Annotated in this window: 13 protein-coding genes; 8 read left to right on the top strand and 5 right to left on the bottom strand. The window is 63.6% G+C overall.

Translation table 11 applies throughout. From position 1 onward, the window contains the following. Window positions 1-52 precede the first annotated feature (52 nt). The 5 genes from lpxD to lpxB are packed head-to-tail and all read left to right on the top strand — an operon-like array spanning window position 53 to window position 4472. Window positions 53-1111 carry a UDP-3-O-(3-hydroxymyristoyl)glucosamine N-acyltransferase gene (gene lpxD, locus FJ953_RS22795; protein ID WP_140498688.1) on the top strand — a complete coding sequence of 353 codons (1059 nt, stop codon included), beginning with the start codon at window positions 53-55 and terminating at the stop codon, window positions 1109-1111. Further along, window positions 1104-1568, top strand: a complete 465-nt coding sequence (gene fabZ, locus FJ953_RS22800) for a 3-hydroxyacyl-ACP dehydratase FabZ (RefSeq protein WP_140498686.1) — start codon at window positions 1104-1106, stop codon at window positions 1566-1568. Before lpxD ends, fabZ begins: the two co-directional genes overlap by 8 nt. 13 nt (window positions 1569-1581) lie before the next feature. Next, entirely contained in the window at window positions 1582-2415 is an 834-nt protein-coding gene (gene lpxA, locus FJ953_RS22805) for an acyl-ACP--UDP-N-acetylglucosamine O-acyltransferase (RefSeq protein ID WP_140498684.1), read from the top strand. Then, window positions 2387-3301 carry an LpxI family protein gene (locus tag FJ953_RS22810; RefSeq protein WP_140557156.1) on the top strand — a complete coding sequence of 305 codons (915 nt, stop codon included), beginning with the start codon at window positions 2387-2389 and terminating at the stop codon, window positions 3299-3301. Before lpxA ends, FJ953_RS22810 begins: the two co-directional genes overlap by 29 nt. Beyond that, the gene (gene lpxB / locus FJ953_RS22815; RefSeq protein WP_140625112.1) at window positions 3294-4472 is read left to right on the top strand and encodes a lipid-A-disaccharide synthase; all 1179 of its coding nucleotides are present in this window, start codon (window positions 3294-3296) and stop codon (window positions 4470-4472) included. Before FJ953_RS22810 ends, lpxB begins: the two co-directional genes overlap by 8 nt. Window positions 4473-4531: 59 nt before the next feature. Here lpxB and gltA read toward each other — a convergent pair whose 3' ends face one another. Beyond that, window positions 4532-5860: a citrate synthase gene (gltA, locus tag FJ953_RS22820; RefSeq protein WP_140498678.1), complete on the bottom strand. Its 1329-nt coding sequence runs from the start codon at window positions 5858-5860 to the stop codon at window positions 4532-4534. Window positions 5861-6042: 182 nt separating this feature from the next. Next, the gene (gltX, locus tag FJ953_RS22825; protein WP_140625113.1) at window positions 6043-7467 is read right to left on the bottom strand and encodes a glutamate--tRNA ligase; all 1425 of its coding nucleotides are present in this window, start codon (window positions 7465-7467) and stop codon (window positions 6043-6045) included. Window positions 7468-7570: 103 nt separating this feature from the next. On the opposite strand from gltX, the gene FJ953_RS22830 reads away from it, so the two are divergent. After that, window positions 7571-10021 carry a ComEC/Rec2 family competence protein gene (locus tag FJ953_RS22830; protein WP_140625114.1) on the top strand — a complete coding sequence of 817 codons (2451 nt, stop codon included), beginning with the start codon at window positions 7571-7573 and terminating at the stop codon, window positions 10019-10021. Here FJ953_RS22830 and lexA read toward each other — a convergent pair. Next, window positions 10015-10758, bottom strand: a complete 744-nt coding sequence (gene lexA / locus FJ953_RS22835) for a transcriptional repressor LexA (RefSeq protein ID WP_140498674.1) — start codon at window positions 10756-10758, stop codon at window positions 10015-10017. The two genes, FJ953_RS22830 and lexA, sit on opposite strands and share 7 nt — an antisense overlap. A 452-nt stretch (window positions 10759-11210) precedes the next feature. Between lexA and FJ953_RS22840 the strand changes: the two genes are divergently transcribed. Together FJ953_RS22840 and kynU are read left to right on the top strand one after the other, a co-directional pair. Next, complete coding sequence (locus tag FJ953_RS22840; RefSeq protein WP_181173473.1) at window positions 11211-11888, top strand: TetR/AcrR family transcriptional regulator C-terminal domain-containing protein; 678 nt, start codon at window positions 11211-11213, stop codon at window positions 11886-11888. Then, window positions 11885-13132 (top strand): kynureninase, encoded by a 1248-nt coding sequence (gene kynU / locus FJ953_RS22845; protein ID WP_140525230.1) that lies wholly within the window; start codon window positions 11885-11887, stop codon window positions 13130-13132. The genes FJ953_RS22840 and kynU overlap by 4 nt, the downstream gene beginning before the upstream one ends. A 63-nt stretch (window positions 13133-13195) precedes the next feature. Here the strand turns inward: kynU and kynA are convergent, their stop codons facing one another. Further along, a complete protein-coding gene (kynA, locus tag FJ953_RS22850) occupies window positions 13196-14032 on the bottom strand; it encodes a tryptophan 2,3-dioxygenase (protein WP_140498668.1) in 837 nt (278 codons plus the stop codon). Continuing rightward, the gene (locus tag FJ953_RS22855; protein WP_140515363.1) at window positions 14029-15654 is read right to left on the bottom strand and encodes an AMP-binding protein; all 1626 of its coding nucleotides are present in this window, start codon (window positions 15652-15654) and stop codon (window positions 14029-14031) included. The genes kynA and FJ953_RS22855 overlap by 4 nt, the downstream gene beginning before the upstream one ends. Window positions 15655-15791 lie beyond the last annotated feature (137 nt).

Genomic DNA, 15791 nt, shown 5'->3' on the forward strand with positions numbered 1-15791 from the left:
TCGTTGAGATCCGGGAGAAAATGTTCCGATCTAGCTGGATATAGCTTCTGGAATGACCGATCCGGTGTTCTTCGCGCCATCACGCCGGTATACGGCGGGCGAAGTCGCGAATCTGACCGGCTCGGTGCTTGTCGATTCCGGCCAGTCCGGCGTTTTCATCGACGCGCTGGCGCCTGCCAACGAAGGCGGCGAGAATGCGCTCGTTTTCGTCGATGGCAAACGCAATTCCGTGCTGATGCCGTCGCTGCGGGCGGCCGCTGTGCTGTGCCCGGCGGAGTTCGCCGGCAAGGCGCCTGCCGCCATCGCCGTCCTTGTGCATCCCCGTCCGCAACAGGCATTCGCGCTGGTCGGACGACTGCTGTTTCCGACAGCGGCGACCCCGGGGCCGATGACCGGTGAAACCGGTATCTCGCCGCATGCCCATATCGATCCGAGCGCACATGTCGAGGAAGGTGCCGTCGTCGAAGCCGGCGCGGTGATCGGTCCTGCGGTGTCCATAGGCGCCGGCACCGTCATCGCGCCTCACGCCGTCGTCGGCCGTTCCTGCCAGATCGGGCGTGACGGCTATATCGGCCCGGGCGCCAGCGTCCAGTATGCCTTGATCGGCAACCGCGTCATCATCCATGGCGGCGCCCGGATCGGCCAGGACGGCTTTGGCTTCGTTGCCGGCGCCAAGGGGCCGGAACGTGTTCCGCAGATCGGCCGCGTCATCATCCAGGACGACGTCGAGATCGGTTCCAATTCCACGGTCGACCGCGGCGCCATGTCCGACACGATCATCGGCCAGGGCACCAAGATCGACAATCTCGTGCAGATCGCGCATAACGTCCGCATCGGTCGCAACTGCATCGTGGCCGGACTTTCGGGTATCTCCGGTTCCGTCGTGGTGGGCGACAATGTCACCATGGGCGGCGGTGTCGGGCTTGCGGATCACCTGACCATCGGGTCGGGCGCGAAGCTTGCCGCGAGAAGCGGATTCATGAGCAATGTGCCCGCGGGCGAGATCTGGGGCGGCTATCCGGCACAGCCGATGGCGGAAGCCATGCGCGAGATAGCCATGCTGCGCAAGCTCGCCAGGACCCGCAAACAGGGCGAGGGGAGCAATGGCTGACATCACCGGGACGACGCTGGAAGCAGTCGACATATTGGGGCTGATGAAGCTCCTGCCGCATCGCTATCCGTTCCTGATGATCGACCGCATCGTCGACATTGATGGCGACGAATCCGCCACCGGCATCAAGAACGTGACCATAAACGAGCCGCATTTTCAGGGTCACTTCCCCGAGCAGCCGGTCATGCCAGGCGTGCTCATCGTCGAGGCGATGGCACAGACTGCCGGGGCCATCTGCATCCGCAGTCTTCGCACTGAAAAGCCGTCGCTGGTCTATTTCCTGACCATCGACAACGCCAAGTTCCGCAAACCGGTCGTTCCCGGCGATCAGTTGAAGATCCATGTCAAGAAAATCAAGAAACGCGGCAACCTGCTCAAATTCGCCTGTGAAGCCCTGGTCGACGGCAACAAGGCCGCCGAGGCCGAGATCTCAGCCATGATGGTCACCGGCGACTGACAATCGAATGCTTATGAAAATCAAGACATCCATCCATCCTTCCTCCGTCGTGGAGGAAGGCGCACAAATCGGCCAAGGCGTCCGCATAGGACCGCTCTGTTATGTCGGCGCAGATGCCGTGATCGGCGACGGCGTCGAACTGGTCAGCCATGTCTCGGTGATAGGCGCAACGACGATCGGCGCGTCGACCAAGGTCTATCCGATGGCGATACTGGGCGGACCGCCGCAGAACACCAAGCACAAGGGCGGCCGCACCACGCTCGTCATCGGCGAGAACTGCACGATCCGCGAAGGCGTCACCATGCATGTCGGCACCGATACCAGCCGCGGCGAAACGACGGTCGGCGACAATGGCAATTTTCTCGCCTACGCCCACATCGCCCATGACTGCGTCGTCGGCAAGAACGCCACCTTCGCCAACGGCGCGACGCTGGGCGGACACTGCGAAATCGGCGACAACGTCTATATCGGCGGTCTCAGCGCCGTTCATCAATTCGTGCGGGTAGGCGACAACGCTTTTCTTGGCGGGTGCTCGGCTTTTGTGGGTGATGTCATTCCCTATGCCATGGCGGCGGGAAATCGGGCCAGCCTGCGCGGCCTCAACATCATCGGGCTCAAGCGCTCCGGTCTGCCAAGATCCGAGATCTATCTGCTGCGCAGGGTCTATAAGACAATATTCGACCGCTCGCGCACCGTTGGCGAGAACATCGAATTCGCCAAGGCGGAATTCGCCACGTCACCGACCGCCATGAAGATCATCGATTTCATCTCCAGTCGCGGCAAGCGGCACTATGCTGTGCCATCGCTCAAGGGGAGCGATGGCGATGACGGCGATGACGAAGACTGAGGCGGCGGCAGCGGATTTCGTTCTCTCGCCGGGGGCCAGGGTCGGCATCATCGCCGGTGGCGGCAGCCTGCCGGTGGAAGTCGCTCAAGGCCTGGCCGCGCATGGCTACCCGCCCTTTATCCTCTTGATGGAAGGCGAGGCCGATCGCCGGCAGGAGTTGCTGCGATACGAGCACGGCAGCCTTGCCCTCGAGCAGATCGGTTCACTGGTGGCGACGCTGAAGCGCCACGGCATCACTCATGTGATCCTTGCCGGCGAAATCAGACGCCGGCCCCGGCTGACCGACATCCGCCTGAGCCTTGGCTTGCTGGCGATCGTGCCATCGGTGATCATGGCGCTGGCGCGCGGCGATGATGGACTTTTGAAGGTGGTGACACGCGGCCTGGAGAAGCGGGGCATCAAAGTGGTCGGCGCGCATGAGGTCGTTCCCGAACTGGCCGCCGGCGAAGGCACGCTGACCGCGGCGAAACCAAAGCAATCGGACTGGCGCGACATCGAGGCGGCCAGGCTGGCCGCCAAGGCCATCGGCGCGCTTGATATCGGGCAGGCGGCGATTGCGATCGGAGGCCGGGCCATCGCGCTGGAAGGCATCGAAGGCACGAGCGGCCTGCTCGAAAGAGCGCGCGCGCTGCGTGGCCATGGCAGGCTTGCCGGAAAGACCCGCGGAGTGCTGGTCAAATGCGCCAAACCCGGCCAGGAGCTGCGGGCCGACCTGCCGTCGATAGGGCCGCAGACGGTGGAAGCAGCCCATGCGGCGGGGCTTGCCGGAATTGCCGTCGAGGCGGGGCGCTCTCTCATCCTGGAAGGGCCGGCGACGCTGTCGCGGGCGAATGCGCTCGGCCTGTTCATCGTCGGCCTGCCAGCAGGGGAGCCGGCGCATGGCTGACAAGGCGCTGAAGATCGCAATCGTGGCCGGCGAGGAATCCGGCGACCTGCTTGGCGCCGACATCGTGCGCTCGATCAAGCAGTCGACGGGGCGCGAGGTGCAGATCGTCGGTCTCGGCGGCCGCCATCTGCAGGCGCTCGGGCTGGTTTCGCCGTTCGACGCCGGAGAGATCGCCCTCATGGGCTTCAGCGCCATCTTGCGTGACCTGCCGCGGCTGATGCGGCGGATCGGCCAGCTGGCCAGGACGGTCGCGGATGCGAAGCCCGACTGCCTCATCACCATCGACAGCCCCGACTTTTCGCTGCGCGTGGCCAGGAAAGTGCGCGCGGCCAACCCGTCCATCCCGATCATCCACTATGTCTGTCCCAGCGTCTGGGCATGGCGGCCGGGCAGGGCGGTGGCGATGAAGCCCTATGTCGACCACATCCTCTGCATCTTGCCGTTCGAGGTGAAGGAGCTAGGCAGGCTCGGCGGACCGCCAGGGACCTATGTCGGACATCGCCTCACCCATGACGCGGGCGTGCTCTCGGCAGCCAGGACGCAGGCCCAACCGCGGGATCTTTCGCCGGATCGCCTGAAGACGCTGCTCGTCCTGCCCGGCTCGCGACGCAGCGAAGTGCGGCGGCTGCTCGAGCCGTTTGGGGAGACCGTGTCGATGCTGCGGGCACGCGGGCATCGCCTGCGGCTGATATTGCCGACCGTGCCGCATGTCGCCGATGTCGTGCGCTCCGCGGTCGCTCGCTGGGACGAGAAACCAGAGATCATCCTCGACGCTGAGCGAAAGTGGCAGGCCTTCGGCAAGGCCGACGCGGCGCTGATCGCGTCCGGCACGGTTTCGCTTGAACTGGCGCTGTCTGACGTGCCGATGATCTCCTGCTACCGACTCGACCCGGTTGCGCGCATCGTGGCGCCATATCTCGTTTCGGTCTGGTCGGCGCTGCTGCCCAATTTGATATCGGACCGGGCGCTGATCCCGGAATTCTACAACGAGTATGTCAAGCCGAACAATCTGGCCCGCCAACTCGAAGCGCTGTTCGCCGACACAGGCATGCGCAGATGGCAGAAGGACGGGTTCGCCGAGATCGCGCGGCGCATGACAACCGCCAAGCCGTCAGGCGACATCGCCGCGCAGGTGGTGATGGGGTATATCAAAGGAGTGAGTAGTGAGTAGTGAGTAGGAAATGCCGCTCTTTTCCCTACTGACTACTGACTACTCACTACTGCCTTATCTTACCGCTTCGCGATCGGCACGTAGTCTCGCTCGGGTGCGCCGGTGTAGAGCTGGCGGGGGCGACCGATCTTCTGGCGCGGATCCTCGATCATCTCCTTCCACTGCGCGATCCAGCCGACGGTGCGGGCGACGGCGAACAGCACGGTGAACATGGTGGTGGGGAAGCCCAGCGCCTTCAGCGTGATGCCGGAATAGAAGTCGACATTGGGGTAGAGCTTCTTCTCGATGAAATAGGGATCGGTGAGTGCGATCTTCTCCAGTTCCATGGCGATGTCGAGCAGCGGATCGTCCTTGATGCCGAGTTCGCCCAGCACCTCATGCGCGGTCTTTTGCATGATCTTGGCGCGCGGATCGTAGTTCTTGTAGACGCGGTGGCCAAAGCCCATCAGCCGGAACGGATCGTCCTTGTCCTTGGCGCGGGCGATGAATTCCGGAATGTGATCGACATGGCCGATCTCGCCGAGCATGTTCAGCGCCGCTTCGTTGGCGCCGCCATGCGCCGGGCCCCACAGGCAGGCGATGCCGGCGGCGATGCAGGCGAACGGATTGGCGCCAGACGAGCCGGCGAGCCGAACGGTAGAGGTCGAGGCGTTTTGCTCGTGGTCGGCGTGCAGGATGAAGATGCGCTCCATGGCGCGCGCCAGGACCGGGTTGATCTTGTATTCCTCGCACGGCACGGCAAAGCACATGTGCAGGAAGTTGGCGGCGAAATTCAGTTCGTTCTTCGGGTAAATGAAGGGCTGGCCGATATGGTATTTGTAGGCCATGGCCGCGATCGTCGGCATCTTGGCGATCAGCCGCATCGACGCCACCATGCGCTGGTAAGGATCCGAGATGTCGGTGGAGTCGTGATAGAAGGCCGACAGCGCGCCGACCACGCCGCACATCACCGCCATCGGATGCGCGTCGCGGCGGAAGCCGGTGAAGAAGCGCGACATCTGCTCATGCACCATGGTGTGGCGCGTCACGCGGTAATCGAAATCGTCCTTCTGCGCCTTGGTCGGCAGTTCGCCGTAGAGCAGGAGATAGCAGACTTCGAGGAAGTCGCCATGTTCGGCCAACTGATCGATCGGATATCCGCGATGCAGGAGAATGCCGGCGTCGCCATCGATGAACGTGATCTCGGACTCGCAGCTTGCCGTCGAAGTGAAGCCGGGATCGTAGGTAAAGGCGCCGGTGGTGCTGTACAGCGTGGCGATGTCGATGACGTCAGGCCCGACCGAACCACTTCGCACCTTGAATTCGTGCGTCTTGCCGGCGAATTCCAGCTTTGCCGTGGCTTCCTGGGTCTTGCCGCCCAGTTCCCGTCTTGTCGCAGCTTCGGTCATTGCAAACTCCTTCTTGTTTCCTCATGCCGGCAAAGGCAAATTCTGCAAAGCGACACGTCGAAGTCACCGAATGCGCGTATTCGCGACCGCATTTTAGGAAGTGCGTGCCAGATTGGGCCAAGGCTCAATGTTGCACTGCGAAACGCGCCTTTCAATGCCAATCTTCTTGGGCCAGATTGCTCCTAATCGATTTGATCCGCGATGCGCGCCAGGCTCTCCTCGCGACCAAGCACGGCTAGAACGTCGAAGACGCCGGGCGAGGTGCTCTTGCCGGTCAAGGCGGCGCGCAAGGGCTGGGCGACGGCGCCGAGCTTGTAGCCGCCGGCCGTCGCATAGTCGCGGATCGCGGCTTCAGCCGAGGCCGCCGTCCAGTCGCCTGAAACCGCCTCGAGGGCGTCGTGAGCGCCACGCAGGACCTTGCGCGCATCGTCATTGAGCAGCAGGGCTGCCTTCTCGTCGATCGGCAGTGGCCGCGCGGCAAACAGGAAGGCGGCGCCATCGACAAGCTCGACCAGCGTCTTGGCGCGCTCCTTCAGCCCCGGCAACGCTGCCAGCAACTGTGCCCTGTTCCGGTCGTCGAGGCGTGCGGCCATTGCCGGGCCGCCCTCGAGATAGGGCAAGGTGGCGATGAAGATGTCGAACAGCTCGGCATCGCCCATGCGGCGCATGTGCACGCCGTTTAGCGCCTCCAGCTTGGCGAAATCGAAGCGGGCGGCGCCCTTGTTCACATCGCCGATATCGAACCAGGCGATCATGTCCTGGATCGACATGATCTCGTCGTCGCCGTGGCTCCAGCCGAGCCGAGCCAGGTAGTTGAGCAGCGCTTCGGGCAGGTAGCCCATGGCGCGGTAGGCCTCCACGCCCAGCGCGCCGTGCCGCTTCGACAGCTTGGCGCCGTCGGCGCCGTGGATCAGCGGTATGTGCGACATTGAAGGCACATCCCAGCCCATGGCGTTGTAGATCACGGTCTGGCGGGCGGCATTGGTCAGGTGGTCGTCGCCGCGGATGATGTGGGTGATGCCCATGTCGTGGTCGTCGACGACGACGGCATGCATGTAGGTCGGATTGCCGTCCGAGCGCAGGATGATGAAGTCGTCCAGATCCTTGTTGGGAAAGCGCACGTCGCCCTGGACACGGTCATGCACCACCGTCTCGCCTTTGGTCGGCGCCTTGATGCGGATCGCGCCCTTGACGCCAGGAGGCGCCTGCGAAGGGTCGCGGTCACGCCAGCTTCCGTCATAGCGCGGTGGCAGACCCCTGGCCCGCGCCGCCTCGCGCATTGCCTCAAGCTCGGCAGGGGTCTCGTAGCTATAGTAAGCCTTGCCCATGCGCACCAGCTCCTCGGCCACCTCGCGATGGCGCGGCGCGCGCTCGAACTGCGAGACGGCATCGCCGTCCCAGGTGAGGCCGAGCCAAGTCAGTCCTTCGAGAATGGCTGCTGTCGCCGCATCGGTGGAGCGCTCGCGGTCGGTGTCCTCGATGCGCAGCAGCATCGTGCCGCCGGTGTGTTTGGCGTAGAGCCAGTTGAAAAGCGCTGTACGCGCGCCGCCGATGTGCAGGTAGCCGGTGGGCGAGGGGGCAAAACGGGTGACAACCTTGTCGGACATACAACTCTCGGGAAACGTCTGGAGCGGGGTGCGGATCACACGCACTTTCGCGCGTCGCGCGTTCATGTAGCATAGGGTGTCGAGGGCGCAAGGGGCAGACCCGATGGCTGGAGCGGGCCGGGGCGCGGAGGAAGGCGAGGACGTCGTTGCCGGCGTCAGCGAACGCGCTCTTTTTGCCAGGCCCGCGCCCGCCTCATTGCCGCTGGCGTTGCCGCCCCTACAGCAGCCGGGCAAGTCGCCGCCGGCGGATGTTTCCACGCCGCCCGGCATTCCCGCAGCCGGCGCGGCCGTGCGTCTGCGCCGTGAGTTCGGCCGTGCTTCATGGCCTCGTCTGCGCAACGGCGTGGCCAGAGCGTCCGAGCTCGAACTCGATCGGGGCATAGCCTTTCTGCTCGTGCCGGTGTTCCTGGCATGCGGATCGATCGCCTATTTTTCGCTGGCGGCGGAGCCGGGCTTTGCCAAGCCTGTCGCGGTCGCGATCCTGATGTCGCTGTGCGCGCTCGTTTCACGCTCATGCCCGAAAACGCATCTGTGCTTCATGGCGGCGCTGTTGTGCGCGCTCGGCATGCTCGCCGGCAAAGTCGAGACGTGGCGAGCGGGAACGCGGATGCTGGGCTCGGAAATCTCCACGCAAATCACCGGCCGCGTCGTTTCGGTCGACCAGATGGAGACCGGGCGCATCCGGCTGACCATCGATGTGACATCGACCGCGCGGCCGAAACTACTCTACGCGCCGGAGCGCGTTCGCCTTTCGGCACGCAAGGTGCCGGCTGAAGTGACGGCCGGTTCGCTCGTGACCGGCTATGCCAGGCTGTTGCCGCCGACCGGACCGGTGCGGCCGGACAGCTACGACTTTTCCTTCGACAGCTACTTCGCCGGCATAGGCGCCAGCGGCTTCTTTCTCGGCAACCCCAAAATCGTCTCAGCCGATGACAGGCCGCTGTGGGCCGCCCTTTCAGCCGCCATCGAGAGTGCTCGCGAAAGCATTGCCGACCATATCAGGGGCAGCATCGGCGGTGCCGAGGGCGAGATCGCCGCGGCGCTGATCGTGGGTGTGCGCGCCGGGATTCCCGACGAGATCAATGAAGCGATGCGACGCACCGGCATCTACCACATCATCTCAATTTCCGGGCTGCACATGGCGCTGGTCGCCGGCACGGTCATGGGTCTGCTGCGTGGCGGCTTCGCGCTGTTCCCGAATTTTTCCTCCCGCCGGCCGGTCAAGAAATACGCGGCCGCGGCGGCACTTTTCTCGATCGCCGCCTACCTCGTCATTTCGGGCGTCGTTGTCGCCGCCGAACGCAGCTTCATCATGCTGGCGGTGATGCTGATCGCCGTTCTGTGCGATCGGGCGGCACTCACCATGCGCAATCTGGCTATTTCGGCGATCGCCGTCATCGTGGTGTCGCCGCACGAGGTGGTAGGGCCGAGCTTCCAGATGTCGTTCGCCGCCACCGCGGCCCTGGTCGGCGGCTATGCCGGCTGGTCGGATCGCAAAGCCGACAAAGCGCGGACCCCGCCGCCGCAACGGACCTTGCCTGGCCTCCTGACGCGAAAATTGCTGCTGGCGACAGGTGGGCTGGCGATGACCTCGATTATCGCGGGAAGCGCCACGGCGCTTTTCGCCATCTGGCATTTCCAGCGCGTGTCGCCGCTCAGCCTGTTCGCCAATCTTGCCGTCATGCCGATCGTTTCGGTCGTGATGTTCCTTGCGGTTGCCAGTGCGCTGCTGATGCCGTTCGGGTTCGATGGACCATCCCTTTATCTGATGGGCAAGGGACTGACCGCGATGATCGCCATATCAGGATGGATCTCGCAACGCTCGCCGGTCGACGCGGTCGGGTTGATTTCGCAGCAATCCGTCCTTCTGGTGGCGATCGCCCTGGTCATCGCGACGATGGCCACGACATGGCTGCGGCTGGCGGCACTTCCCTTCGCGCTCGCCGGCCTGTTGACCGTCTCGGACACGCGCACGCCGGACGTGCTGATTTCGGAGGATGCCCGCCTGGTGGCACTGCCGATCGGCGGCGGTGAGCTCGCGATCAACCGGGCGCGCCCGAACGAATTCACCGTCGATAATTGGAAACGCGCGCTGAAGTCCGAAACCATCGTTGCGCCGGAACTGTTCGACAGCGGAGACCGACAGTTCGACATCTTCGATCCCGCGCAACTTCCGGCGGGAGCGCCTTTCTATTGCTTCACAGGCCTGTGCATGGCCCGGCATCCCTCGGGGGCGATCATCGCGCAGGTGGAGGATCGCAAGGACGCCTGGAGGGCCTGCTCCTATGCGGATCTGATCGTCATCAACGACCCCGCGGGCTACGATCCCTGCCACAATCCGCTGGTTCTCGTCATCACCAAGCGGCAGCTCGCTCGTAAGGGAAGTGCCGCCGTCTTCTTCGACCAGCAATCGGCGACGGCACCGGCACGGGTCAGCTTTGCCGTCGACAGGCCATATCGGCCTTGGCACGAACAGCGGAAATTCTCACGCGAGGCAAGGGGACTGCCGCCTTACCGTAAACCCGAAAAGCCCACCGCCGACCCCGCTCAGTAGCGCCTGATCAGGCCGACTAGCTTGCCTTGCACCTTGACCCTGTCCGGTCCGAAAATACGTGTTTCATAGGCCGGATTGGCAGCCTCGAGCGCAATCGAAGCACCCTTTCGGCGGAAGCGCTTCAGCGTTGCTTCCTCCTCGTCCACCAGGGCCACGATGATCTCGCCGGGACTTGCGGTGTCGGCATTGCGGATGATGACCGTGTCGCCGTCGAAAATGCCGGCCTCGATCATCGAATCGCCCTTGACCTCCAGCGCATAGTGTTCGCCGCCCATGATCATGTCAGGCGGCACTGAAATGGAATGCGTCTGATGCTGGATGGCGTCGATCGGCACACCCGCTGCGATGCGACCCATGACCGGGATCGACACCGCTGAAACCGCATCGTCGTCATTGCCGGCAGCGGGCAGACGCGAAGACGTCGCCGGCTTGATCTGCCGGCTAGGGCTGCTGCCCTGTCCGAGGCTGCCCTGGATGACGCTCGGGGAGAACTTCTTTGCCGCGTTAAGACCCGGCGCGATCGAGTCCGGCAGGCGCAGCACCTCCAGCGCGCGCGCCCGGTTGGGCAGGCGGCGAATGAAGCCGCGCTCCTCCAACGCCGTGATCAGCCGATGAATTCCCGACTTGGAGGCGAGGTCCAGCGCTTCCTTCATCTCGTCGAAGGACGGCGGAATGCCGCTTTCCTTCAGCCGTTCATGGATGAACATCAAGAGTTCATGTTGCTTGCGCGTGAGCATGGCGGCCCCCAAAGGCATTGCACGAAGGGTCTGGAACCAGAATCAGAAAACAAACCCAGAACAAACACTATCTGTTCCAGTTGTGTTCCGCAACCATTTAAAGTTTAATGAATTTGTTAAGGCGACGGAAACGAAATGCCCTCCCGCAGCCAGCATCCTGCCAGCGCGGTCCGTCGTCAATGCGCTCCCGGGCCCTTTGAAACTATTTTGGTTAATGGCCTGTGGCCCGACCGGTCCCCACTCTTGGCACAAGCCTGCAAGCTGGGTGACCGGCAGGTGCGGGGTGCGTTTGGGCGGATTAGAAACCCCTGCGGCTCGTGAACGAAACGAAACCAAAATGCCAACTTCCGCCGGAAAACGGCCAGACACCACCACTGGTCGCGACGGGCTGCGTTCGTTCGTTCGCTTGACGAAACCGTATAATAATGTACGGTTTTCGAAGAGGAACACCAATGACCACGCCGAAGCAGGCCGCGCGACGCGAACGGATAGAGGAGGCCGCCTATGCGGTGCTCCGGGAAGCCGGCTACAAGAGCGCCTCCCTGCTTGCTATCGCCAAGCGGGCATTGGCCTCGAACGAAACCCTCTACAACTGGTACGGCAACAAGCAGACCCTGTTTCGATCCTTGATCGAAGCCAATGCGGGAGAGGCAAGGAAGCTGCTGGAGGACGCCCTTCACCAGGCGCGCGATCCGCTCGAAACCCTGAACTTGCTCGGGCCAGTCCTGCTGACCCTCGTGACGGGCGACAAGGCGGTGGCGCTCAATCGCGCCGCGGCCGGCGACGTCAACGATACAGGCACGCTTGGCCAATCGATCGCGCAATTCGGCCGCAATACCATAATGCCGCTTGTTGGTGACCTGCTTCGAACCGCAAGTCGGGCCGGCCTGATCGCCTGTGACGATCCTGCCGAAGCCGCCGACATCTACATCAGTCTTTTGATCGGCGATCTCCAGGTTCGCCGGATCGTTGGGGTGCTCGAGGAATTGCCTCGGGCGGAAATCGAGCAAAGATCGAACCGGGCGTTCACCCTGTTCTTGCGCCTCTATGCGGCCAGCCCTTGCCCGGGCGGCAAAACAGCCGGCCCGTTTCCAGGGCGCTCTTCTCACCGAGGAACATCGCGACCATGAGCAAAATTCCCGATCTCGCAGCGATCGAGGCAATGGACACCGCGGATCCGCTGCGTGCCATGCGTGACCGCTTCACCTTGCCCCAGGGGGTGATCTATCTCGACGGCAATTCGCTGGGCGCCGCTTCGCCCGCCGTGTTCGGCGAGCTGCAGAAGGCCGCCACGCAGGAGTGGGCGCAGGATCTCATCCGCGCCTGGAACACCGCCGGCTGGTTCGACATGCCGGTCGAACTCGGCGACCAACTCGGGCGCCTGATCGGGGCCGCCGCCGGCCAGACGGTGGTCTGCGATACCACCTCGATCAACATCTACAAGGTGCTGCATGCGGCACTCGGGATGCGGCCGGACAGGTCAGTCATCGTCGCCGAGGGGGACAGCTTTCCGACCGATCTCTATATGGCCGAAGGCGTTGCCTCGACGCGGCCGGGCACGGTGCTGCGGCTCGAGGGTGTCGATGCGCCGACCATAGAAGAACTGATCGACGAGCGGGTCGCGGTCATCCTGGTCAACCACGTCAACTACAAATCCGGGCAGTTGCGCGACATGGCCGCGCTGACGCGGACGGCACATGATGCCGGCGCGCTGATCGTCTGGGATCTCTGCCATACCGCCGGCGCCTTGCCGGTCGAGCTCGACCGTTCGAACGCCGATTTCGCCGTCGGCTGCACCTACAAATATCTCAATGGAGGCCCAGGTGCCCCGGCCTTCATCTACGCGGCCGAGCGCCACCATGGCGATGTCCGCCAGCCGCTCAGCGGCTGGTGGGGCCATGCGCGGCCTTTCGCCTTCGAACAGGGTTTTGCTGCCGGCACAGGCATCCGCCGGTTTCTCTGCGGCACGCAGCCTGTGCTGTCGATGCGCGCGCTCAAAGGGGCCCTCGATGTCTGGAACGACGTCGACATGGCAGAGGTGCGCAGGAAGAGCATCGCATTGACCGATCTGTTCATCCAGCTCGTCGAGGCAAAATGCGGCGCCTACGGCCTCGAACTCGAAGGCCCGCGCGACGGCAATGAGCGCGGTAGCCAGGTGTCGTTCCTCCACCCGCATGGCTATCAGGTGATGCGGGCCTTGATCGAGCGCGGCGTGATCGGCGATTTCCGCGCGCCATCCACGATTCGCTTCGGCTTTACGCCGCTTTATGTCGGCTATGTCGATGTCTGGCAGGCTGTCGAGGTGCTGGAAGACATTTTGCGCACGGACGCGTGGCAGGAGGCGCGTTTCGCCGTCAAGGCGGCGGTGACTTAAGAGCCTGTCGCTCAGAAAAGCGCAGTGGGTTCGGGATAACGATATGCAGTCGGCAAAGCTACGTCAGAGCCGGGTGCGGACCTTCCACAGCTCCGGGAACAACTCCACCTCCAGCATCTTCTTCAGGTAGGACGCGCCCGATGTGCCGCCGGTGCCGCGCTTCATACCGATGATGCGCTCGACCGTGGTGACGTGGTTGAAGCGCCAACGGCGGAAATAATCCTCGAAATCGACCAGCTTCTCGGCGAGTTCGTAGAACATCCAGTAGCGCTGCGGGTCGCGGTAGATGATCTGCCAGGCGACAAGGACCTCTTCGTTCTCGGTCCGCGTTTCGCGCCAGTCCGTACGCCTTGCGTCGGCACCGATGTCGAAGCCGTTACGGGCGAGCAGCAGCAGCGCCTCGTCGTAGAGCGACGGTTGCGCCAGGATCGCCTCCAGTTTCTCGCTGAGGTCCGGCCGGTGCTTGTGCGGTCCGAGCATTGCGAGATTGCGGTTGCCGGCCATGAACTCGATGGCACGGTACTGCCACGACTGGAAGCCCGAGGACTGGCCAAGCGCGTCGCGGAACTCGGTGTATTCGCTGGGCGTCATCGTGCGCAGCACGTCCCAGGCATTGTTGAGCTGCTCGAAGATGCGGGCGACGCGCGAAAGCATCTTGAAGCTCGGTTCGAGACGGTCGGCGCGGATGGAGCGGATTGCGGCGCCGATTTCGTGCAGCGCGAGCTTCATCCAGAGTTCCGATGTCTGGTGCTGGATGATGAACAGCATCTCGTCATGGGCTGACGAAAGCGGCTCCTGCGCCTCGAGCACCTTTTCCAGATGCAGATAGTCGCTGTAGGACATGCGCTCCTTGAACGACATTTCCGCGCCCTCGGCGGACGGGTCGTAGGGCTTGCTCAATTGATCTTCTCCGCGCGCAGCCGGAAGCGCTGGATCTTGCCGGTCTGCGTCTTGGGCAAAGCGGCGATGAATTTTACCGAGCGCGGATATTTGTAGGGCGCGATCGTGGCCTTGACGTGATCCTGCAGACGCTTGACGGTCATTGCGTCTGGCGCCACGCCTTGCACGAGCACCACATGAGCCTCGACGATCTGGCCGCGCTCGGCATCCTCGGCGCCGACCACCGCGCATTCGGCGACATCGGCATGCGCCAGCAGCGCCGCTTCGACCTCTGGGCCGGCGATGTTGTAGCCGGCACTGACGATCATGTCGTCGGAGCGCGCTGCGAAGTGGAAAAAACCGTCCTCGTCCTGCCAGAACGTGTCGCCGGTGAGGTTCCACCCGTCGCGGACATAGTCGCTCTGCCTGGCATCGGCCATGTAGCGGCAGCCGGTCGGTCCCCGCACCGCGAGCCTGCCCGCGGTGCCGCGCGGCACTTCACGCATTTCGTCGTCGACGACGCGCGCCTGATAGCCGCCAACGGCCTTGCCGGTGGAGGCAGGCTTCATGTCATCGAAGCGGTTGGAGATGAAAATATGCAGCATTTCCGTGGCGCCGATGCCGTCAAGGATCGGCTTTCCGGTTTTCTCAGTCCATTCCTCGAACACCGGCGCCGGCAAGGTTTCGCCGGCCGAAACGGCGACGCGCAGCGACGATAAATCGGCCCCTTCGTCCATGGCCTTGAGCATTGCGCGATAGGCGGTGGGCGCGGTGAAGGAGATCGTCGCTTTGTAGGTTTCGATGATGTGGACCATGTTGGGCGGCGTTGCCTGTTCCAGCAGCGTCGCCGCGGCGCCGAAACGCAGCGGGAAGATGGCGAGCCCGCCAAGGCCAAAGGTGAAGGCCAGGGGCGGCGAGCCGACGAAGATGTCGTCAGGCGTCACCTGCAGGATCTCGCGGGCGTAGGCGTCGGCGATGATCAGGAGGTCGCGGTGAAAATGCATCGTCGCCTTCGGCACGCCTGTCGTGCCTGAGGTGAAGCCGAGCAGGGCGACGTCGTCACGCCCGGTCTGCACCGCGGTAAACGTCACGGGCTTGTCGAGGGCGGCGCGATCGAGTTCGGCGTCGTGGTTGGCGGTGCCGTCGAAGCCGATGACCTGCTTGAGGAACGCGCTGTCCTTGGCGCAGGCGGTCATCTCGTCCATCAGCCTGGTGTCGCACAGCGCTGTGGTGATTTCGGCCTTGTCGACGATCTTGGCGAGTTCGCCGGCGCGCAGCATCGGCATCGTGTTGACCACGACGGCGCCGACCTTGGTGGCGGCCAGCCAGCAGGCCACCATTGCGGGGTTGTTGGCCGAGCGGATCAGCACCCGGTTGCCTGGCTTGACGCCGTAATTCTCGACCAGCGCATGCGCCAGCCTGTTCGTCCAGTCGGATAATTCCTTGTAGGTGCGGCGGCGGCCGTTGCCGATCAGCGCGGTGTGGTCGCCCAACCCTTTCTCGACCAGCCTGTCGGTCAGTTCGACGCCGGCATTGAGCCGTTCGGGATAGTCGAAGCCGTCGAGCAGGAAGTCCGGCCATTGATCCGGCGGCGGCAGGTTATCGCGCGTGAACGTGTCGATATGCGCTGATGGCCCAAGCATTTTCGGCTGCCCCTGTCTGCCTCACGCCCATCGCTGAACAAAGCACAGGATCGCACCAGTCGAAATTTGTTTCAAGCCTAAAATGTTTTGCCTTGGAGCATTGACGTTGCCGCTGTCGATCGCCATTGCTAGCGGCT

This window comes from Mesorhizobium sp. B2-3-6 (genome assembly GCF_006442305.1).
Lineage (GTDB): Bacteria > Pseudomonadota > Alphaproteobacteria > Rhizobiales > Rhizobiaceae > Mesorhizobium.